Annotated in this window: 15 protein-coding genes; 11 read left to right on the top strand and 4 right to left on the bottom strand. The window is 40.4% G+C overall.

Features of this window, described 5'->3' with window-relative positions:
- Positions 1-450 precede the first annotated feature (450 nt).
- The gene (locus LG307_RS20255) at positions 451-4,500 is read right to left on the bottom strand and encodes a S8 family serine peptidase (protein WP_404445841.1); all 4,050 of its coding nucleotides are present in this window, start codon (positions 4,498-4,500) and stop codon (positions 451-453) included.
- Between the two features lie 534 nt (positions 4,501-5,034).
- Between LG307_RS20255 and LG307_RS20250 the strand changes: the two genes are divergently transcribed.
- The gene (locus LG307_RS20250) at positions 5,035-5,160 is read left to right on the top strand and encodes a hypothetical protein (protein ID WP_404445839.1); all 126 of its coding nucleotides are present in this window, start codon (positions 5,035-5,037) and stop codon (positions 5,158-5,160) included.
- 569 nt (positions 5,161-5,729) lie between these two features.
- Here LG307_RS20250 and LG307_RS20245 read toward each other — a convergent pair.
- On the bottom strand, positions 5,730-7,478 hold the full coding sequence (locus tag LG307_RS20245) for a M4 family metallopeptidase (RefSeq protein ID WP_404445836.1): 1,749 nt from the start codon (positions 7,476-7,478) through the stop codon (positions 5,730-5,732).
- Positions 7,479-7,706: 228 nt separating this feature from the next.
- Here LG307_RS20245 and LG307_RS20240 point away from each other — a divergent pair, with 228 nt between their 5' ends.
- The 3 genes from LG307_RS20240 to LG307_RS20230 all read left to right on the top strand — a co-directional run bounded on the left by LG307_RS20240 (position 7,707) and on the right by LG307_RS20230 (position 9,669).
- Positions 7,707-8,438, top strand: coding sequence for a DUF4047 domain-containing protein (locus LG307_RS20240; RefSeq protein ID WP_404445833.1), 732 nt, complete (start codon positions 7,707-7,709; stop codon positions 8,436-8,438).
- A complete protein-coding gene (gene sipW / locus LG307_RS20235) occupies positions 8,407-8,952 on the top strand; it encodes a signal peptidase I SipW (protein WP_404445830.1) in 546 nt (181 codons plus the stop codon). Before LG307_RS20240 ends, sipW begins: the two co-directional genes overlap by 32 nt.
- An 84-nt stretch (positions 8,953-9,036) precedes the next feature.
- On the top strand, positions 9,037-9,669 hold the full coding sequence (locus tag LG307_RS20230; RefSeq protein ID WP_404445828.1) for a TasA family protein: 633 nt from the start codon (positions 9,037-9,039) through the stop codon (positions 9,667-9,669).
- A gap of 250 nt (positions 9,670-9,919) precedes the next feature.
- On the opposite strand, the gene LG307_RS20225 is transcribed toward LG307_RS20230, so the two are convergent.
- Positions 9,920-10,690 carry a TerC family protein gene (locus LG307_RS20225; RefSeq protein WP_404445826.1) on the bottom strand — a complete coding sequence of 257 codons (771 nt, stop codon included), beginning with the start codon at positions 10,688-10,690 and terminating at the stop codon, positions 9,920-9,922.
- A 602-nt stretch (positions 10,691-11,292) separates the two neighbouring features.
- On the bottom strand, positions 11,293-12,024 hold the full coding sequence (locus LG307_RS20220; RefSeq protein WP_404445823.1) for a bacteriorhodopsin: 732 nt from the start codon (positions 12,022-12,024) through the stop codon (positions 11,293-11,295).
- Between the two features lie 431 nt (positions 12,025-12,455).
- Between LG307_RS20220 and LG307_RS20215 the strand changes: the two genes are divergently transcribed.
- The 7 genes from LG307_RS20215 to LG307_RS20185 all read left to right on the top strand — a co-directional run bounded on the left by LG307_RS20215 (position 12,456) and on the right by LG307_RS20185 (position 22,212).
- The gene (locus LG307_RS20215) at positions 12,456-14,243 is read left to right on the top strand and encodes a sensor histidine kinase (protein ID WP_404445820.1); all 1,788 of its coding nucleotides are present in this window, start codon (positions 12,456-12,458) and stop codon (positions 14,241-14,243) included.
- Entirely contained in the window at positions 14,224-15,816 is a 1,593-nt protein-coding gene (locus LG307_RS20210) for a response regulator (RefSeq protein WP_404445818.1), read from the top strand. Before LG307_RS20215 ends, LG307_RS20210 begins: the two co-directional genes overlap by 20 nt.
- 25 nt (positions 15,817-15,841) lie before the next feature.
- Complete coding sequence (locus tag LG307_RS20205; RefSeq protein ID WP_404445815.1) at positions 15,842-17,164, top strand: ABC transporter substrate-binding protein; 1,323 nt, start codon at positions 15,842-15,844, stop codon at positions 17,162-17,164.
- A gap of 398 nt (positions 17,165-17,562) precedes the next feature.
- Positions 17,563-18,195 carry a YesL family protein gene (locus tag LG307_RS20200; RefSeq protein WP_404445812.1) on the top strand — a complete coding sequence of 211 codons (633 nt, stop codon included), beginning with the start codon at positions 17,563-17,565 and terminating at the stop codon, positions 18,193-18,195.
- Between the two features lie 574 nt (positions 18,196-18,769).
- Positions 18,770-19,660, top strand: coding sequence for an ABC transporter permease (locus LG307_RS20195; protein WP_404450512.1), 891 nt, complete (start codon positions 18,770-18,772; stop codon positions 19,658-19,660).
- Positions 19,661-19,675: 15 nt separating this feature from the next.
- The gene (locus LG307_RS20190) at positions 19,676-20,578 is read left to right on the top strand and encodes a carbohydrate ABC transporter permease (RefSeq protein WP_404445809.1); all 903 of its coding nucleotides are present in this window, start codon (positions 19,676-19,678) and stop codon (positions 20,576-20,578) included.
- Positions 20,579-20,610: 32 nt separating this feature from the next.
- Complete coding sequence (locus tag LG307_RS20185; RefSeq protein WP_404445808.1) at positions 20,611-22,212, top strand: extracellular solute-binding protein; 1,602 nt, start codon at positions 20,611-20,613, stop codon at positions 22,210-22,212.
- Positions 22,213-22,317 lie beyond the last annotated feature (105 nt).

Here is a 22,317-nt window from a genome sequence, read left to right as displayed (position 1 = left end):
CCTTCAGGCCTTCACTTACGCATTATAGATAAATTAGATTTTGTAAAAAAAATACAAGAATATAAATACATAGTTGGAATTATATATTAACTTTAAAAGGGGGCTGAAGAGAAACTAAAAATACTTTAATTTATTTGTTAGGGCCTGAAATACCTACTACTATAAATAGGAGAAAAGCCTTTTCTGTTTGGGAGAGAAGGCTTCTGTGCTCCATAATACGCTTAGGTATAAATTAAGCGAGCCTTCCACTTCTAAAGGGGTTAGGATAATAAAGTCGTTGTAGTTTTTTGTTGTGTGGTCTGTGTTGAGCGCTCCACAGTAAGCCAAGCGGTTCTGAATTTTAAATTGTGGAAGCAGAGAACCGTCCCAATGCGTAAAAAGACGAGGGGATTAATTTCCCTCGTCTTTATTTTGATTCTGGGACAAGGGGCAAGCCCCTTAAGTCTTTTCCTAATTAACACCCAATTCTTCCAAAATATCCTCCAATGTAACTCCTTCACTTTCTGTTTGTGGTTCAGGAGGATCCTGGGCATCCGGATTCTGAATTAAATAGTTTTGTACGACCAAATCAAGATCTTTTCTATCGACAGTTCCATCGAAGTTGATGTCAGCACTGCGATTGGTTGAATTCCAATTCTCTTTGATGAGCAATGCATCGAAAATGTCGATGGTATCATCTTGGTTCACATCGCCTGGTGTTAGAGAAATCGTAAATAGGTCTAGTTGTTGACCGAGGACTTCATCATCCACCTGTACACCGACTCCCGTTGATTGGTGTGAGGTAAAATGTCCTGGTAAGGAAATTTCTAATTGGAAAGGTTCGGATGTGATAGGCAATTTAGATAGGGTGAAATTGCCAAATCGATTCAGACTGCCTGCTTCGTCATACTCCGTCCCGTCTTCATTCCGGAGGTCGATGGTGGCTCCCATTTTGGTCCAGTCTATACCGAAGCCTAACCCACGCGAACTTAACCTACCTAAAAGCTCAGAATATATTGGAACAATGTTGATGGATTGTGGAGCATATGGAATCGTTTTTACCTCATCAAGATTATTCGTGTACGTAAAGGTTGGCTTCAATTCTCCGATTACTTGGAAGCTGGAATCTTTTACTTTGATTTGCAGGTCGACTGCCTTTAGCTCTCCACTCAAAGGGTGATCAGCGTTCAATGTAATGTTTAAATTGTTTCCTTGAATTTCCGAATTCACTACAGGGTTAGCGTCATTAGCCAACTGTGCATTCGGTCGAACGTCCACTACGTCAAAGTAATTCGCGAAATTCGGGATAGTCCATTTTCCCGACACCAGATCTTCTACGTTGTTTATTACTAGAGTGGTCGTGAACGTGTCTCCCATGTTTACTGTAGTAGCGTCAGAATCCATGTATCCATATGGCATTCCCTCTTTTATGAAATAATAGGTTTTCTTTTCACTCCTATTATTAGCTGCGTCACTTGCGAAAATGGCATAACTAATAAAAGGTTTGTTCACATCCAGAGGTACATTCAAATTAAGCGATCCATCATTTGCTACCGGTATTACAGGATTGTAGTTATTATTGATGGAATAGTTGATTGTATTCAAGGTTTGATCTACGTTCATCCCCGCACTCATCATTTGATCAATTTCAGAATCGTGCACCTTCACGGCGAAAGTGTATTCTTCTTGATTGGCTGGATATTCAATGACAGGGGACGCGTTTTCATCTAATTCACTCCATAAACTTGGGCTCTTAGGATCTATGAAAACATTCATTTCTTGTGTAAACACTAGATCCTGCTTACTGGTTCCGATTGCCTTGATCTTATAGGAACCTGGCTTTGCTTTCGTAGTCTTTGATGCGATCGGTTGTTCTTCCTCATTGGTAAAAGGATAATACTCCCCGTTAAATACGTTGCTGACTTGATAATTTATGCCGTCGTAAGCAGATTCAAGATTAAGTGACCCCAGGTAACCCAAATCTTGCCCTGTGTTCCCTTCTGTTAAGACAAAATCTATTTTTTTCATAGGTGACTTAAAGCTGAATTGAAGGTCCACCCATGTTTTAGCATAGTAGTTTCGTTTGACATGAACATAAGGGGGTGAAATGGCAGGCGAAGAAAGTTCAGTGAAATGGAAACCATTTTCCATGGTTCTGAAGGCAAATGGAATTCTATAGCTTTCTTCTTGGTCTAATTTGTTTTCAAACGTAATATAGCCTTCATACATGCCAATTTCTGCAGTCTTTGGAACGATTAAGGAAACATTTGTCTTTGTTTGGGAATTAGACTTTACGTGTACTTTATCTTTGACGATCACTTGTACGCCTTTTTTAGCATCCAAGGAAGATTCAGTGAATTCTACTGAAACATCAAATTGTTTTTTCTTTTTTCCCTTATTCTCAATGGTAATAGATCTTTGTGTTCGAACATTTCCTTCACCTGGAAAATAGGAGCCGAAGCTAAGACTGCCTGTTACTTCGTCTAACTCTACTTTCTCCCCATTATCAATCATGGGCGTCTTATCCATGACTTTCAATTCTACCTCTGAATGAATCGCCTCATAAGGGCTTATTCTTCCTGCCCCGATATCAAACACACTATATTCCCCTTTTAAAGGAACCGATGTATTCATTAAGAGTGTTTTAATGTCCGCAGGCTGAAGGTCAGGGTTATTCTGAAGCATCAGAGCTGCCATTCCCGCTACGTGTGGGGCAGCCATGGATGTACCTGAATATCGGTCATAGGCAAATCGGTAATCGGATGAGGCAGCGTTGAACACGGAATAAGCCGGTACAGTAGATAGAATGCTTACCCCTGGTGCCGTTACTTCTGGTTTGATATCTATGTTTTCCCTGGAAGGGCCCCGTGAGCTGAATTCGGCTAGTTCATCCTCTTTTGTATAACTTACTGTGTAGTTTGAAAATTTGAGTTTCGCCTCACCGGAATGAAGAAGATCCTTTAACTCCAGTCCATCTTGATTGTTCATGTAAAAGCTAGGAATAAAGCGGTGATCTTCTCCAGCGAAAGATGAAATTTCTCCTATGTCAGGGTCATTGTGATAAATCAATACTGCTATCGCACCGTGTTCCTTTGCATAGACAATTTTATCTTGTGTGCCAATGACTCCATGATTGACCAGTACCACTTTACCTTCAACATTTTTCCCATCGTAGTCACTTCTTCTTCCATTCCCAAGGTCTACAATGTCAAACGACTGGTTCTCAAACGAGCGTAAGTCAGTGACAAAATCATTTGCGTATTCTTGCAGTTCAATAGATACATCTTTTTCACCTGTTGCGGTAAAGTATACAATCGGTAGAGAAGTGGAACTGGCACCTACAGTCAGTGCATAGGCAGCTGCACCGGGTGTACCTAGTGAATATGCCTTTGAACCGGTGTTTCCTGCTGAAACGACGGCCACAACTCCACTCAGTACGGCATTGTTAATGGCAATGCTCGTTGGATCGAATGGTTCATTCACGTTCATCCCTAAGGAAAGGTTGATGACATCCATCCCATCTGATACGGCTCTGTCAATTCCAGCGATAATGTCTTCTGACTGCCCAGATCCATAAGGACCCAATACCCGGTAGCCATACAATTGAACATCAGGGGCAACACCCTTTACAGTCACTCCACCGGTGTTTTTACCTTGTGCTGCAATGGTACCTGCTACATGAGTTCCATGAGATGTATAGTAAAAATTAAAATTGTTTACAAGCGGACGTCCCGATTCTTTCCAGTCCTCATAGGTAGTCTCCATGGGATCATCGTCGTTATCTATGATGTCATAACCACCTGCAAACGCATCCTTTAGATCAGGGTGATGGTAATCAATGCCCGTATCAATTACGCCCACTTTCACTCCCTTTCCTGTGATGCCTTCCTCATGCAGTCGGTCAATGCTTAAAAACGGAATACTGTCTGCCATATGTGGTGTATAGGATTCTTGATCGTTTTCTTGCTCTGGTTCAATCGAAAACGTATTATTTTTATAAATGGCTTTAACACCATCGATCTCTAGTAAGCTCTCAATCTTGTCAGCTGGTAAGGTTACGGCCATTCCATTAAATGCTGTTTGATAGGTTTTTTCTATTTTAATGTTGTTCTTTTTTGCATAGTCTTCAAATTCCACGTGTTCTTCTTGGACTTTTTCCTTGGCTTCCTTCGTTGAAATATCTACCCCTTTTAAAGCAGAGGTCAGCCTGGAGATCTCTTCAGGTTTTGATTGGAATTCAACGATGACCGTTGTGTCTTCTTCCACAAGTAGGTCCCTTGGTTCAAAGCCTAATAGCCCTTCATTTTGAGTGGCCTCTAAATTTCTTAAAGCCTTTCTTTGCTCATCAGATAATGAAGATAATATGTCTACAGCTGAATTCTTTGAAGCTGCATGGGTATTTTCTATTAACCTTACAAAAGGATTGAAAATAGATAAAAGGAGAGTAGCTATAACTAGAAGGTATGTACTCTTTTTAAGTGTCGATCTCTTTCTATACGACCTGAATAATCTTGGTTTCATTAAATTTCCCCCACAACAGATATATTAAAAACAACTACTTTGATTTCAATTAGGAAGACTCTGCAAAGTAGGAAGACTATAAATAGTCCAGAAATAGGTATCACCTGAACTGCATTGGTACAAAAATATCATCACCACCTTTCAAGTATATTTTAGGTAAATAGGTCATGCTAGAAGACTCGCTGAGGTGAACGTACTAGTTTTATAGATCTATTTCTGTCTGAATTGTATTCTCAAACTATTTCTTTGACAATGGGGGTTTTTATCAAAGACTAAATAACTACATAGAAACGTTGAAGGCCATATTTATAATTCTCGGATTGAGCAAACATGTACAAATAAAAAAATACCACTTGAAATGCTTATCACAAGCCAAGTAAAAAGCTTACCCAAGGATGCAGAGAACCGTCCCTCAGCTTATTTTACTTATCTATCCGTTCTTTATCACTTTCATAATATGATTACCAGTATCCACAGGAGCAAGCATGCTTTGATAAAGCCATAAATTTTGACGGCATAGTAGATGACCGTGACATGTGGCCTGTGTTCGCCAACTACGGAGCAAGAAACACATGGGCGCATAATCCTCCAATGCCAAAACTCGAACATAACGGACAAACATTGGAAGACATACTGGATGAACTAGGAATACCTAATTAATAGGACGTGGGGAAAGGCAGAAGCCACTGAAAAAGGCCCTTTTTCAGTGGCTTCTGACAGACACCGTTTTCCAATATGAAAAGACCAGGTTCCGGGACAAGGGACCTGGTCTTGTTGTTCGCTGCTGTTGAAAATTATAATGAATTGGACTCGACGGAGGATTATAAGATTGTCACGGATAGTGAGGAAGCTTATCTTGAAAATCAGCATTAAAAGAAAAATAAGGTACATATAAGGAGCCTGTGTTCTAAAACTACTATTTTAAATAGGCTCTTTTCTCAAAAATGGTTGCTATTTACTTGTAAAAAAGTCGGCAATTGGACTTTTTACTGCTTACAATTTTAATATATGCAAGTAGTTTTCTTAGTACAATAGGGAAAAGAGCACGACAGTAAGTAATATAACGGATGGTTCAAATATTCAAAAAAGCAACAAAGAATACGAAAACAGCCTTTAACTAAAAAGACTTCTATTTATAGTAAAGAGTCTAAAATCAAAAGAAACGAGGGGAAAACCCCTCGTTTCTAGATCACTTTAGGGACAAGGAACCTGTCCCATAAATCCCACTATTATTCACCCATAACACCAACTGAATCATATGCATTCATGACTGTCTGTACCTGTGGTGATGGTTGTCCATTCTTATCTGGAAATTTATCGCGGGTAGCTTGGATAGCGGCTTCGCGCATTTCTTTAAATCCAGAGGAAGGTGTCAAATACTTTGTTAATGCACTGTAGAAGATGGAGCCTGTTTGTGCAGGGCCAAGTCCAGTAATTGTTATACCGTTGTTTGTGCCGCCTTCAGAAATTAAGTAGGCCGCTTTATTATTGATGCTACTGTTAATATGCACGCCGCCTCTGTCCAATTCACCGATATAACGGTCGTCATAGTGATCAGGATAACTGTTATCCCTCAGGCCATATGCTTCAGGTAGTTTTTTGGAACGCGGATCTTTCAATGAACGAAGACCTCCATCTCCTGGTATGGTTGGAGTATAAATATCTTCTCCCATTTCCCACTCTGAAGGATTGTCATAAGATCCGGATGAGTACATTTCAGCTAATTCCCCGAAGATATCGGCTAAGGATTCATTAATCGCACCGGATTCATCTTGATAAATCAGATCTGCCGTGTTTTCAATGACACCGTGAGTGATTTCATGACCAGCAACGTCCAATCCGCCTGCTAATGAACCAAGACGGATCCCATCACCATCTCCGTATAGCATTTGTTTTCCGTTCCAAGCGGCATTGTTCCACTTAGAACCGATATGCACCGTACTAATATATGGGGTACCATTGCCGTCTATACCATTACGTTTGTGTGCTTGTTGGAAGTATTTGTTTATTTTATCAGCATTAGTATGAGCTGAAACAGCTGCAGGATCATGGAAGAAATTGCTGGAACTCGTTGTCTTTACTTCAAATCCAGTGAAACCTAAAAGTGCTGAAAGCAAGATGAATGGTGTTTCAGGCATACGGCGTGCATCAAACGTCGCGATAGGTACAATATTTGGTTTTCCAAATGTTCCCCCAGCGATAGAACCGCCATATAAATAACTGGTTCCAGTTGCCGTATCTTTTCCTATAGGGAAATACTGCATTTTTCCATATACGTTTAATCCTCTTCCTTGAGCAACTGTAAGAGTTGTAGGGTCCACTTCATGCAATGCGTTAAAGCTGTTGACTACCTCTCCGTTCGTTGCATCCACGAAGTAATGATAATACCCTGGAGAAGGTGTGGATGTAGATACTTTCACTAAATAAGTTAAGTAGTATTTCCCTTCATGCGGATAAATCATTAACTCCGTGTCCATGCCATCGTACGTTTTCAGTTCAGCCACGCCCATGTCAGATGCCACATCCGCTTTGGCGATGTTCTCAGCTTCTTCTTTTGCAATAGATGCTTCTGTTGGGATGACAATACGTGCAAGCTTTTGTGTAACATTACCAAACGATGCATATACATTGTTATTGGCATCTAATGCAACGGTTTGGCCTGAACCAAAAATCGGTATCCCTTGATACTGCTCGATAGTGCGTACATGGTATGTACCTGTTTCGCTATCCGTTTCCTCGCTGATGATCTTGAATTGATCCCCCACAACCAAGGATTTGGTTTTCTCCTGTACTTTAGATTGAAGGAACGCCTTTACAATCTCTTGCTTACTCATTTCCTCGGCATGTACGGAAACAATGCTTGATGTTCCTACAAATCCAGGTACAGATGGTACTAAACCTCCCAATGTTACTGATAGAGCCAGTACTGCAGGAATGGCTGCTTTTTTACTGATTTTCTTCTGCTTTTTCTTTTTCAAACACATTCACCCTCTCGTTGAAATGAGATATCTAACAATTTTGATTATTGAGGAAACAAGCGATTTAATCAATTGGGTTATTTTTTGTAGGATTTTATGCGATTTTTCCGTTGCACGGCAACATTCGACAGAATCCCTACCTATTTCCGCATCAAATTAACCCAATTTTCTTTTTTTTAACATTCTGTATACTTAGAGTCAAATGGTTCAGCAAAGGGGGATAATTATTTGAGGGGACGAATTCATAGAGACATTCTGCTATCTTCCTTATGTTGTATGGCCTTTTATGCCGGGACTCAGCTGGTAGGAGAAACAGAAGCGGCATTTTCAAGTCGTGTTTCACCAGAATCCATCACCGTGAATGCGGCGTTTGTTTTTCCGGCAACCATTAAAGAACTGGAGAATCGTGCACACAAGGTGTCAACAAGCATGGAACACAATGTAAAAACAATCGCTGATCCTTCACCCCATGCATCAATGGAAGAATTATATAGGAAACTGGATGAAGTGACAGCGATGAAAGAGGAACTCACTCGCCAATTAGGCACCCTCCAAAATCTATATGATGAAGTGTCCTTATATCACATGGACATGCAGAAGGAGGAAGTGTCGAACGCCCATACATATGATTTTGTCCGTAGGGGTTTTCAGCATATTGAAGAATTGTTGAAAAAGGTACAAGCAACTGTCGACTTTTCACACATTGAGGCCATTCATTCTTCTATCTTATTGCAGATACAGGAATTAGAAGATCAAGAAGAACCTTCTATAGAACAACCTCAGTTTAATCCAGACCAAGAGAAACCTATAATTGGACAACCACAGACTAATCCAAATTCAGAGAACTCTGAATCTCAGGATGAAGCACCAATGGAGATAACAGATGAAGAATCAACGGAAATAACGAATGATAAGCAGGTGACAACACATGAAGAAGAAACTGCGTGGCATAGTGAGTAGTGTAATAGGAACGATCTTTCTTATAATAATATGTTTGGCAGCATTTATCGTTCTTTCTTCCAGACTATCGGGAGGGGAACCGACCTTTATGGGATACCAGGTAAAAGCGGTATTATCAGGATCCATGGAACCGACATTCCAAACAGGGTCCATTATTTCAATAAAACTGGGAGATCAGCATACTTCTTATAAAATAGGCGATATTATTACCTTTCGCATGGAAGATAAGCTCATTACACACAGAATCATCGATGTCCAAAAAGAGAATGGACAAGCAGTGTATAAAACAAAAGGGGATAACAATAACGGCCCCGATCTATGGACGGTACAAGCACAAAATATCATCGGAAAGTACACCAACTTTACGATTCCATATATAGGATATGCCCTTAATTATTCCAATTCAAAAGCAGGCTCAGCTCTATTGTTAATTATTCCAGGGTTCTTATTGCTGATTTCTGCATTCCGTTCCATTATTGTTGCTAAGAACGAGCTTGAAGGAAGCAAAGCATGATGACTTGGTTTCATCTCCTATGTATCAACAAAAATACATAAGAGTTTACTATATTATTTTATTATTAATAAGGAGGATTCATTGATGAGTTTTACTAAGAATGTAAGTAAAGGGATTATGAGTGCAGCGTTAGGTTTATCATTGATTGGGGGAGGAACATTTTCATACTTTAGTGATGCAGAGGCAACACAGAATACTTTTGCTGCGGGTAAATTGGATTTAGCGATGAATCCAAGCGCCGTTGTGAACATTGACAACATCAAGCCGGGGGATGAAATTTACCGGGAATTCACACTTAAAAACAATGGAACACTTGATATCTATCAAGTATTATTAGATACAAAGTATCAAGTGGAAGATGTAAAAGGTGACAATACAGAAGATATGGCAGAACATATCAAAGTAACGATTATGTACAATACAAGCAGTGCCACTAACATAGCCGTTGAAACAACATTAGCTGAATTAGTAGGAGAAACACCGGATGTAACGGCAATCGGTTCGTTTATTGGAAGTAATGACCAGACTGGTGCTTTACCAGTTCCAGATGGAATCCCTGTAGGACAAGAAGAGAAAATCTTTGTACTATTTGAGTTTGTCGATAATGGCGAAGATCAAAACCAATTCCAAGGCGACACACTTAAAGTCGACTGGACATTCGACGCAAAGACAGGAAACTCAACTTACCACGACGACACAGATCCGGATAACAACTAAGAATCATTGGGAAGGTTCTCTGCTTCCTCTTTGCGAGTATGTAGAACGTATATAAGACACGTAAATTGGCCCACTTCATTAAAATGAAGTGGGTTTCTTTTCATATCCTGTATTTGAAGAAACCTGGAGATTCCAAAGAAACAAAGAACATATCAACCTTCCACATACAGCTTACACAAAGCAGAGAAGGTGATGAAATATTTCAATTAAAAATGGGTTGCAGGACTATGTGTCCCTGCAACCCATCATATCAATTTGCCACCTGTTGTACCTTTGGTTTCTCTTTGGAGAGAATCCACCCAAACACACCGATTAACACAAGTACAGCCCAGAATGTAATTTTCCAAGGAGCGCCTTTAGCAAATCCTTCTGAAAGGATCGCCAGTTCCGGATGGGAAAGTGCGTACACTCCAAGTTTTACCCCTACCCAACCGACCACAAAGAATGCTGCAGTTTCTAAACCAGGGCTTTTTTCAAGCAAGGTAACAAAGTAACCTGCTGCAAATCGCATGATGATCAATCCGATGATTCCGCCTGCTAAGATGACCGCGAAATGTCCACCATCTAAACCACCAATTGTCGGAAGGTTTGTCGTCGGAAGCATCACGGCAAGTGCAACTGCAGCAAGGATGGCATCAACAGCAAAGGCAATGTCAGCCAGCTCTACTTTAATAACGGTCATCCAGAAGCCGGAGCCTTTCTTTTCCTCCGCATGCTTTATGAGTTTAGGCTTTAATACATGCTTTTTCAAAAGATGATATAAAGCGATCCCCAACAAATATAATGCCCCTACAGCCTGAACCTGCCATATGTGTACAAGGTAGGAGATAAGGAACAAGGATCCGAATCGGAACACAAATGCCCCTGCCAATCCGTAAAATAAAGCTTTTTTTCGTTGATTTTCAGGTAAATGCCTGACCATCGTTGCGATAACAAGCGCATTATCTGCAGCAAGAATTCCTTCCAAACCAATTAGAATGAGCAACACCCAACCGTATTCAAGCAACAATCCAATATCCATACATTTTCCTCCGCTCCAGTAATCTATTATTTATGTTCATCATGTAAAACAAGGTTCATTTAAATGGCTGGTGCTGATGGTAATGCCAATGATCTTGGTGGATTGTGAAGGTCCAAGGTTAAAATCGACACTGCATATAGTTTCAAAGTGACAAAAAAGGTTAACCAAATTAATAGATTTTTATCAGGTAAGTGTTTCAATTACGTTCGTTTTTCTCCTTTTCAGATGAGTTTTTAATTCTAGATTAGGTCTTAGTGAATGTGTTGTTTAGATGGTCATTCCCTCCCCGGAAAATACAAAAAACCTTTACCAATTGCATGGTAAAGGTTTGGAAATGCACAAATATATCCCTTTACCATAATGGCAAAGGTCTCGCAAACAACGTTAAGGTTGCCAGTTAAGCCGGTGATATTACTATCACGTATTGTCGAAATAACTGTCAGCTACTCCCCTTTGGAGTATATAGGCTCAAAGATTGAGCATAACACTAACTCATGTGCTATTAAGATAATAATATTATGTTCTGAATTATTTTGCAAGGAAATATTTTGGGGAGAGGAGGTATCGTCTGATTTAATCTCCTTACGAAACTTCCCCCAAAATTACTGTATAGGCTGGGGTACTTTAGTTGAATTCTTTCCTAGCTTCTGCAGACCAAGTAAGTCAATGAGGCTGAACCCGGCTTTGGACAAGATTGGAAGAAATACAAAAAGGATTGTATCCGTTACTTGGTCAAAAAGATGAACACCAGAAGGCCCAAGAATCCAAAATGTAGGGTATCCAAACCAAAGAATGGTAAGGTATCCGGCAACAATAAGGTAGAAGCGATGTAGCTTACTACTTTGTGACATGGCCTTCTGTCTAAGGGGCCACCAGAGGATATACATGATAAACATTAGTCCTATCCAACCTAAACCATACCAAAAGTACCTTACCGGAGAGGGAGATAAGTCTGCAATCAGGCCTGTCAATATCATAAATACATCTGCAGCTATCAGCCCTCCAATTAACACCTTATCTTTTGGCATATAATGCATCGCTGTAAAAGCTAGCGCCACAAGTAAAAGTGGAGTTGTCACTAACCAATCCAAATATCGTGCGAAATAGGTTACTTTATCCCCGATGGTAACATGCCCCTGCCCTAACGCCATTGCAGAATAAGCAGTTCCAGACCAAGCCACAATAATAAACGCAATTAAGTATTCTGCTCTAGGTAGCCCTCTTCGTTTAAAACCCATAATCGCAAAAATAACAGCAGCTAAGAACATGACAGCAACATAGAACCATAAAAGATTTACCTCAATGGGATATATCTCAGTGTACAAATCAATCAACTCGCTTTATCCAGTATTTTATATGATGTGGCTATTCTTTCCTGAAATGTGGTATTTATGCTTAGGTGTTGAGGGGACAGGCATGCCAATCCGTCTCCCTTTTAAAATGTAATAAAATATGGTGTGAGGACCTAAGTTAAGGAACTTCACACCATATTTAATGTTAGAAAATATTGAGCAATTATTTGTTGGTGCTTCTTTGTCGCTGGCTATAGTGGTTTCTGATAGAAAAATGGGTAAGTGATTTAAGATTAAATCTGCATGAAACAAACTCCTCTAAATGTTGCACCTTAAATACGACAGTGACAGCCACCGATTCATCTGTTAATTTATAAGAATAGTATGATAGCAAAATTTTGCGTTAAAAATTAGACCTTTATTTCATTAGAATAAAATTATTATTTAATATGATATCTTCCCTGGGGGCAAATATGTTTTTTTCCTTACGAAATCGGCTATTTTTTATTTTCACTATTATGTTAACGGTTCCATTTATTGTTTTATCCATTATTATACCAAGCTGGTTTACTTCGGTTATTGAAGATCAGACTAAAAACAACACCATTGATATGATGGATCAATATTCATTATATTTGGACTCTGTAACTGTACAAGCAGAGGACCTTGGTAAACAGGTGTTAGTAAACCAGACCACTCAGCAATGGCTACAGTTGGAAGAGAGCGACAATGCCTCTTTGGCCGAGCTCCATTTTATTCGAAATGAATTAAAAATCTGGCTGTCCTCCATGACCTTAAATAATTCCAATACCATGTCCATTTCAGTTTTTTTGAATGATGGCACCGGAATATGGACAAACCATCCCTTTCTCTCTGAGGTCGAGTGGTTTCAAGAGTACTCAGAGAAAAACCAGCGATGGATCAAGGCCCATACAGACGCTTATCAGCAACCTTATGTACAAAGCTATGTAAATAGTTTTGTAATCCCTTTATATGATATCTACACGCTTAATCAATTCGGAGTGATAAAAGTGAATCTGCCATCGACCTTGCTAGAAACAGCCCTAGAGAAAGTTACACTAGGGGAAAATGGCCGTGTACATTTACTGAGCAGCACCGGTGAAAATGTTCTGACAGGAAGCGTAAGCACTCCCGAGGTTGTACTAGACGATAGTTTAAGGGAAATAGTGAATAGTGCAAAAAGTAAGGGACTGATAGAAAGTTCTCACAATGGGGAGGAATACCTTGTTTTCTATCAAAAACTCTCTGTAGGGGATTGGATTCTATTCAGTGAGATCACCAAATCAGAGTTGTTTTCCAAAGTAAATCAATTGCAAAATCGATTGCTTTATACTTCTGGACTCATTTTTATTTTGACGATTCTCGCTTCCTATTTGTTTTCCACAAACATCGTACGACCTCTTGGAAAGATGACCAAAGCGATGGAATATATCGAGCGGGGAGATTTCACAGGTGCAACACACTATATGCCATCAATAAAGACACCAAACGACGAAGTTGGCTATCACATTAAAGTGTTTAACCAGACCATTGACCAGCTGAATAAATTGATAAAAATTGAGTATGAAGCAAATCTTCGCCGAAAAGATGCAGAATATAAAGCATTGCTTCTCCAGATCAATCCTCATTTTATGAATAATACGCTTGAGATTATTGGAGGATTGGCAGCACAGGGGAAAAACAAAGACGTCATCAATGTCAGTGTCTATTTAGGGAGGATGATGAGCTATTCCTTGAATACCCTTACCGATGTTGTACCTTTGGGTAAGGAGATTAATTATATACGCAATTTCACAGACATTCTCAAAGTCAGGTACGAAGATGCTATTTCCATTAGTATTGTAGAGGAACCGGAAACAAAGTCGTTGCCAATAATCAAATTTATCATACAGCCGCTTGTGGAAAACGCAGCCAAATACAGCTTTATGGAGAACACCCATGCAGAAATAATTATAAAGACAGTAAAAGAAGAGGACCAGGTATTCATCTCGGTTGAAGATAATGGCATCGGGATGTCAGAGGGAGTCAAATTAGATTTGATGAATGCAGATATGAATGATTCCACTATTGTTTTGGCAAGTAAAGGGACAAGTATCGGGTTGAAGAATGTCCTAGGTAGATTGAAACTCTATTATGGGGATGATTTTAGCTTTCAAATTGATTCTGAGCGGAACAAAGGAACGAAGATTACATTATGTATAAAAGTTAAGGGGGATATACATGATGAAGGTGCTAATTAGTGATGACGAAATTCAAATACGCAAAGGTCTCCGAATGAAAATAGATTGGGCACAGGCAGGCTTTGAAATTGTCGCTGAGGCAGCAAACGGTCAGGAAGCCCTCGAGATTCTGAAAGAAAAAGAGGTGGACATCGTCATTACAGATGTTCGCATGCCCATCATGGATGGGATGCAATTTGTTAAGCGATGCCATGTGGAGTACCCAGATATAAAAGTAATCGTGCTATCGGGGTATTCCGATTTTGAATATGCAAAATCATCGATGAAGGCGGGAGTAAAAGATTACCTTCTTAAGCCTGTTGCTCCTGATGAATTGGAGGAGGCACTGCAACGAATCCGCATCGAAGCAGAGAAGGAAAAGAAAAAGCAAATAGAATCGGAGCGCATGAACAGGTTTGTGCATAACCAGCTGGAGGAGATGCGCGAACAGTATTTGCTGTATTTAGTGAAAGAGGAATTTACGGAATATAATGTAGCCAAGGATAGGTTAAAGCAGTTGCAACTGGAGACTTTGGCACAGGAGAACACCGAGGTTCAATTCGTAACGGTTGAAATGAGAAGTGCAAAAGGAAACCCCGATGAATTGAAGGAGCTGCTACTGCCATTCAAGATGCTCTGCAAGGAATATGCTGAAAGGAATGAAGGTACACACTTCTTCTATGATGCAGGCTATTCTAATATGATTCACTTCATACATCAAAACCATGGTGCACCCTTAACGCATTCATCGGATTTTATCAGAAACTTGCAGGCCAAAGTAAAAGTATATTTGAAAGTAGAAACGGTTATCGGCATCGGGAAGGGTGTCAAAGGTTTTCAGCAATTTAAGAACGGGTATATTTCCGCACTGCTCTCTTGGAGTCAAAGTCAGGTTGGGAGCCATTCACAGGTGATTGAAGGGACGGCTCAAAACGAGGTGTTCAACTTCACCTTGGATGTGGAGAAGAGACTAACGAATGCCATTGAAAATGCCGACCAAAGGGCATTCCAAGATTCCCTTCAAGATGTTTTAGGAGGAAATCTCTCCATGATGGCATTTTCCTTTCTGGCCAACCGGGTTCTATTTCTATTGGGCTCACTTGCCAGAAAATATGACATGGATACGGTGGAGATGAAAGATAGAATCTGGAATTGTCAGCAAAGCATATGGGAACTCAATTCCCAAATCAGGGTGAAAGAGCAACTTCAACAATTGGCCCAGGCTATTGTACAGAAGGTTAAGGAAGTCCGATCTTCTTCAAGTGGTTCTGGATTGGTGGAAAATGCAAGGCGTTTCATTGAGTCTCATTATGCTAGCGAAATTACACTCTCCAGCTTATCAAAACAATTCCATATTAATAGTGCTTATTTATCCGAGATTTTTAAAAATCATGTAGGCCAAAATTTTAGTGATTATCTAAATTGCCTGCGAATGGAGAATGCCAAAAAGTTTCTAAAGGACCCACAGCTTAAGATCATTGACGTTGCGCACCTTGTCGGCTTCTCCAATTCAGGGTATTTCAGTACAGTTTTCAAAAAGCAATTTGGTTATTCACCTGCAGAATATCGTAAATCCATAAACCGTGACAGCTGAGGTAAATAGAAAGAAAGGTGATCTTATGAAAAAGATAGCCCTTATCCTTGTAATGTTGGCTTTTGTCATAGCAGCAGGGTATGTCCTGTTTGAAAATAGCTACTCTGATAAAACGGTAGAAAACGGGGAGGAAGCGGAAAGTGTAGAACAAATAGAGCTCACCTTTTGGCGTAATCTAGGAAATGCGTCATTCAATTCTGCGTATGAACAATTAGTAGCAGACTTTGAGGCGCTATATCCCGATATAAAAATCAATATGCAGGCACAGTATTGGGGACAGGAATATGAATTACGTCTTCGTACGGAATTGGCTGCAGGAAACCACCCGGATATAATGACAATCGACAGTCCCAACTTAGGGCTCTATGCCAATGCAGGATCGCTTTTATCTTTAGACCGGTACATGAAAGAGGAAGGCGATATTGCCGACATCTCAAAGCCGACCATTACTGGATTAACCTATGAAGAGGAAATATATCTTGCACCCATTGTCGAATCGAGCATTGCCCTGTATTACAATAAGCATTTGTTCAGAAAAGCCGGCATCCCTTTTCCTTCACAAGATCCCGACAATCCGTTGACATGGGAAGAGGTTTTGGAGATTGCACTAAAAATTAGCAATCCTAATCAAGAAGTATATGGAATAGATCCAGCTCAGGGATTCACGGACGGGGAAGGACCCGCCTATTTCAAGATGCCCATTCTATGGCAGTTCGGAGGAAGTGTACTGAGTCCTGACGGAACAACAGCGGAAGGTTACTTGAACTCCGAAGAATCTTTAAAAGCACTGCAATTCTACCAAGACCTCTATCTAAAACATAATGTGGCTACTATGCAATTACCTCCAGCAGCTTTTGAGACAGAGAAGCTTGCGATGACCATTTTGGGATCTTGGGATTTGCAGGAGTTAGAGAACATTCAAGACTTTTCACTTGAAGAGGACTTCGGAGTCGCACCGCTGCCGATGGGAGAATATCAGGTGACTCCAAGCGGAGGGTGGGCCATCGGAATTTCGTCCCAAACCCAATATCCGGAGGAGGCCTGGGAATTCGTTAAATTCCTGACAAGCTATGAGGGCTCTAAAAAGTTTGCGGAACTCACAGGTGAAATCCCTGCTAGGTATTCGGTAGCAGAGGCTCTTCCTGAGTTAAACGAGTATCCCAAAAATATCTTTATTCAACAAGGCCAGAATCATTCCAAAAACCGGCCGGTGACCCCCGCTTATTCCGTAGTTAGCGATACTGTAAAGGTATTATTTGAAGATGTGGGCATTAAAGGCAGGGATATTAAGGAAGCGGCAGATGAAGCGGTTGAAAAAATTAACAATGCCTTACAGGAGTATGAATGAGATGGAAACCTCCAATAAAATTGTTGGAGGTTTTTGCGTGTAGCCAAAGCTATTTTATCTTTGGCTCTGTTAAAAGCCGCTGTTGATTTCCGCAACAGGCTTCGCTTACCCAAGTGCGACAATCTTGAGCCTCCTCGCGCTTCTCCTGCGGGGTCTCAAGATTATCGCTACCCCCCTGCAGGGAGTCTTCGCCTTTTGTTCCATCCAACAGCTAGAAACCTTCTCAATCTCAACAATCACTTTTAACAGAGTATTATCTTTAATTTTTGTATGCGTTTCCAACACCCGAAAATATTAAATGTCCTCACCCGAAAATATTAAACTATCTTCCTGGTAATCTTTGATAAAGTGTTGGGAGACGGAATTATTTCCGTCATTGTGATGGAGGTGTACATCATATGTTTGATATGTCGCAATGGTATATTCGATTAGGAAATTGGGCATTTAATCTAGTATTACTCAACCTTCTATGGGTTTTATTTTCTATTTCAGGTCTTTTAATAGCAGGACTGTTCCCCGCAACTGCGGCAATGTTTGCAGTTTTAAAGCAAATGATAATGGAGGATGAGGATACAGCTATTATTAAATCCTTCTGGAATCATTTTAAATCAGAGTTCATCATGTCCAATTTAATAGGGTATCTGATGATCATGGTGGGATTTATTCTATATTTGGATATCCGAGTGCTTCAGCAGATGGACAACGGCATTCTTCAATTGGCTTTGGCAAGTGCAACGGTTGTCATAGGTATTCTCTATCTCTTGAGCCTATTGTATATATTCCCGATCTTCGTCCATTTTGACTTGAAGCTCTTAAAGTACCCTTTTCATGCGGTAATTCTAGCGGTTGCAAAACCGTTTTATACCATCTTCCTGCTTGCATTGCTTGCAGTTGTTGCTTACGCCTATATGGTAATTCCGGCATTAATACTTGTTTTCGGTATAAGTCTCGCAGCCTATTTCATGACAAAAGTCGCCTCCCATTCCTTTCCGAGAAAAGAAAAGGCTTCACATGCAGAGCTTTCCCTCTGAAGCTCTTTAATATTATTCAAGCTTTTGAGGAAACCTTTCGTGTTTAGCGAAGGTTTTTATTTTTTGGCTCATTTAAAGTTAAATGTTGAAATTGTGATGATTTCTAGCTGTTGAATTGGAGCAAAAGGCGTAAACTCTAGCGGGGGGAGTAGCGGCAATCTTGAGACCCCACAGAGCAAAGCCCGCAGAGGCTCAAGATTGTCGCCCTTGGATAAGCGAAGCCTTTTGCGGAAATCAACAGCGGTGTTTAACAGAGCCTGTTTTTTAGAAAATTATTTTTTAGCCGCTTGTTGAGGAAAAGTGTATCCGGTTTCAACTACCGAAAATTTTAAAACACTTAACCCAAAAATATTAAACTATCCTTTCTTTTAATTTTGCTATATTTGAACCAAGAAAGCGCTATCTTGCATCCGCAATAGGTCTGAAGGAAACGAAGGGTTTGAAGAACAAATCACAAAAAATATATAAAGGGGTGATATTCATGAGTCAGGGTTTAGAACCTCTGGACAAGCCGGTAGAAATTACAAGTCAGGTCACGAAAGTTCCTAAAACACAAAAAAGGAAGCAGAATCGAATGGCCTACATAAAGAAAAATTGGGTTTTGTACTTATTCCTTGCACCAGCTTTGTTATCTGTTTTTATTTTCAACTATATACCAATGTATGGGGTGCTGATTGCTTTTCAGAACTTTAGTGTGACAAAAGGAATTTGGGGAAGCGACTGGGTTGGTTTAGCTCATTTCACCAGTTTCCTGACCTCACCAAACTTTCTACAGATTTTCCTGAATACGATTAAACTGAGTTCTTATGAATTGTTGATCGGGTTTCCTGTCCCGGTCATATTGGCTCTTATGCTTCATCAGATTAGAAGGTCGGGAATCAAAAAGAACATTCAGTTGGTTATCTATGCACCTTATTTCATTTCAACGGTAGTTATAGCCGGGATGCTGTTTCTCTTCTTATCTCCGGCAGGACCGATTAATGGATTGCTTGAATTGTTTATGAATCGACCTGTCTCATTTATGTCGGAACCTGATTATTTCAGGACCATCTTTATTACATCGGGTATATGGCAGGGGGCAGGCTTTGCATCCATTGTCTATGTTGCGGCCCTATCCAATTCTGATCCACAACTGCATGATGCAGCAACAATCGACGGTGCCTCCCTCTTACAGAGAATTTGGCATATCGATCTGCAGGTACTGAAACCGGTGATGGCGGTTCTTTTCATTCTTGCAATTGGAGGAATTATGGGTGTCGGATTTGAAAAAGCCTACTTGTTACAAACAGATCGGAACTTACCAGCTTCTGAAATTATCGATACGTATGTGTATAAGCGGGGGCTCTTGGCAGGAGATTGGTCCTTCGGTGCTGCGGTAGGTTTATTCAATACCGTGATTGGTCTTGTACTACTAGCAACAGCGAATCAAGTAGTGAAAAAACTTAAAGGCGAAACGCTTTATTAGGAAAGGAGGAAAACGATGAGTAGTTCTAAAAGTACCCATTTATTAAACAGCTCAAAAACAGACCGGATAATTCTTCTGGTCAATAAAGTGTTGTTGGGTCTGGTTGTAGTCGTTGTTACAGTCCCTCTCTTATATGTCTTACTTGGCTCGTTTTTACAGCCGCAAATCCTGGCTACAAAAGGACTGTCCTTCAACCCTGATCATTGGACGGTTGACGGATATATTCGAATCTTCCAAGATGGAACAATTATGAGAGGCTTCTTCAACTCTGTCCTCTATGCATCAGGATTTACATTTGTAGCCATCAGCTTTACCGTTCTTGCCGGTTATGCATTATCTGTGGACGATCTTGTCGGGAAAAAATTCTTCGTTATCTTCTTCCTGATTGCCATGTTTTTCAATGGTGGAATGATTCCGACCTATTTAGTAGTCCGTTCATTGGGATTGTTGAATACACCTTGGGCCATTATTCTCCCGGGTGCAGTGGGAGTTTGGAATCTTATATTGGCAAGGACCTACTTTAAAGCGATACCAAATGAGCTGAAAGAGGCCGCAAGAATAGATGGTGCATCAGACTTGATGATTTTCTGGAAAATCGTATTGCCTTTAGCCAAACCGATTATCTTTGTACTGGCACTATTCGCCTTTATCGGTCAATGGAATGCATATTTCCAAGCGATGATTTATCTGGATGACCGTTCACTCTATCCGCTTCAACTTGTATTGCGTGAAATACTCATCCAGAACGAGGTACAGCCAGGCATGATTGCCGATCAACTGGCTCGTGCGGAGATGCAGAAAATCGCAGAAATGATTAAGTACTCGTCCATTGTTGTGGCAAGTTTACCTTTATTGATTATGTATCCGTTCTTCCAGAAGTATTTTGAAAAAGGAGTTATGGTTGGGTCATTAAAATAAATACTTAAAAAAATGAAAAGTGGGGTTAAGTTATGAAAAAGATGTACAAAGTACTCCTGGCTTCTTTGCTGGCAAGTGTATTATTGATTGCTGGTTGTTCTAATAATGCAGAACAGACATGGTCCGATGATCATGAGTTAGAAAATATTACTTTCCCGTTGGACCAGGAGGACATTTCACTGAAAATAATGACATCGAGTTCTCCGCTGGCTCCTGATGATCCGAACGAAAAATTGATTTATGAAAGATTAGAAGAAAAAACAGGTGTTCACATTGAGTGGAGAAACTTCACTGGCGAAATATTTGGAGAAAGAAGAAACCTTGCGATGGCTACTGGCGAAATGCCGGATGCGATCAAAAATGCTGCATTCAGTGACTATGAACTGTTAAAGCTTGCAGAAGACGAAGCAATTATTCCACTTAACGATTTGATTGAAAATTATATGCCAAACCTGAAAGCTATTTTGGAGAAAGCTCCCCAATACGAAGCGATGATGACAGCTCCTGATGGAAATATTTATGCCTTTCCTTGGATTGAAGAATTAGGGGAAGGGAAAGAAAGCATTCATTCTGTCGATAATTTCCCTTGGATCAATGTGGAGTGGCTTGACCAACTAGGACTGGAAATGCCGACTACAACTGATGAATTGAAAGAAGTATTGATTGCCTTTAGAGATAACGATCCTGCAGGAGATGGCCAAACAATTCCCATGTCATTTATCATCAATGACGGTGGACAAGATCCAGGCTTCCTATTTGGAGCATTCGGCCTTGGCGATAACTGGGATCGCACAGTAGTGACAAATGATGGCGAAGTAAAATTGACTGCAGCGGACGAAGGATATATAGAAGCAATCAAATTCATGAACGATTTGTATGATGAGGGACTTCTTGATATTGAGGCATTTGAGCATGAATGGCCTGCATATGTGGCCAAAGGACAAGAAGGACGCTATGGAATGTACTTCACATGGGATAAAGGAAATATTACAGGTATGAACGACAAATACGATTTAATGCCTCCTTTATTCGGGCCAGATGGGCACAAGAACGTCACAAGAACCAATGGAATGGGCTTTGACCGCTCCAGAATGGTTATTACAAGTGCCAATAAAAACCTTGAATTGACAGCGAAGTGGATTGACGAGCTTTATGATCCAGCACAATCTGTACAAAACAACTGGGGTACCTATGGTGATGATGAACAACAAAACATTTTTGCGTGGGATGAAGAGGAAGAAATGCTAAGACACTTGCCTCTTGACGGTACGGCACCTGTTGAATTGCGTGAAAAAACTTCTGTCGGTGGACCTCTTGCAATTTTAGACAGCTACTATGGTACGGTTACAACCAAGCCTGACGATGCTGCGTGGAGATTGAACTTGATGAAAGAAGTCATGGTACCACACATGAAAGCAGAAAATATCTACCCGAGAGTATTTTTCGATAAAGAGGAACTTGATCGCCTTTCCAAGATCGAAGCGGACTTGATTCCATATGTAAACAGAAAGCGTGCGGAATGGATTACCAATGGACAAATAGAAGCAGAATGGGCGGAATACCTCGAAGAATTGGAACGCCTAGGTTTATCCGAATGGCTTGAGATTAAACAAGCAGGATTTGATAGACAGTAATCATTTTACAAGTGCCTGTCACCACCGGAATATGGACGGTTTTTGTCAATAGTTTGGGCGGTGTCCGACATTTACTTGTAATCTGGCGAAAGCCTCGAAAAGGAG

It is taken from the genome of Sutcliffiella horikoshii (genome assembly GCF_044809035.1).
In the GTDB taxonomy this organism is placed as follows: domain Bacteria; phylum Bacillota; class Bacilli; order Bacillales; family Bacillaceae_I; genus Sutcliffiella_A; species Sutcliffiella_A horikoshii_G.
The sequence above is the reverse complement of the archived record's forward strand: the minus strand, read 5'-3'. Positions and strand labels throughout refer to the sequence as shown.

What these genes read in the sequence shown, in the direction of transcription:
- LG307_RS20255 (WP_404445841.1), bottom strand. Translation starts at nt 4,500, where the DNA reads ATGAAACCAAGATTATTCAGGTCGTATAGAAAGAGATCGACACTTAAA.
- LG307_RS20250 (WP_404445839.1), top strand. Translation starts at nt 5,035, where the DNA reads ATGTGGCCTGTGTTCGCCAACTACGGAGCAAGAAACACATGGGCGCAT.
- sipW (WP_404445830.1), top strand. Translation starts at nt 8,407, where the DNA reads ATGAAGAAGAAACTGCGTGGCATAGTGAGTAGTGTAATAGGAACGATC.
- LG307_RS20230 (WP_404445828.1), top strand. Translation starts at nt 9,037, where the DNA reads ATGAGTTTTACTAAGAATGTAAGTAAAGGGATTATGAGTGCAGCGTTA.
- LG307_RS20225 (WP_404445826.1), bottom strand. Translation starts at nt 10,690, where the DNA reads ATGGATATTGGATTGTTGCTTGAATACGGTTGGGTGTTGCTCATTCTA.
- LG307_RS20215 (WP_404445820.1), top strand. Translation starts at nt 12,456, where the DNA reads ATGTTTTTTTCCTTACGAAATCGGCTATTTTTTATTTTCACTATTATG.
- LG307_RS20210 (WP_404445818.1), top strand. Translation starts at nt 14,224, where the DNA reads ATGATGAAGGTGCTAATTAGTGATGACGAAATTCAAATACGCAAAGGT.
- LG307_RS20205 (WP_404445815.1), top strand. Translation starts at nt 15,842, where the DNA reads ATGAAAAAGATAGCCCTTATCCTTGTAATGTTGGCTTTTGTCATAGCA.
- LG307_RS20200 (WP_404445812.1), top strand. Translation starts at nt 17,563, where the DNA reads ATGTTTGATATGTCGCAATGGTATATTCGATTAGGAAATTGGGCATTT.
- LG307_RS20195 (WP_404450512.1), top strand. Translation starts at nt 18,770, where the DNA reads ATGGCCTACATAAAGAAAAATTGGGTTTTGTACTTATTCCTTGCACCA.
- LG307_RS20190 (WP_404445809.1), top strand. Translation starts at nt 19,676, where the DNA reads ATGAGTAGTTCTAAAAGTACCCATTTATTAAACAGCTCAAAAACAGAC.
- LG307_RS20185 (WP_404445808.1), top strand. Translation starts at nt 20,611, where the DNA reads ATGAAAAAGATGTACAAAGTACTCCTGGCTTCTTTGCTGGCAAGTGTA.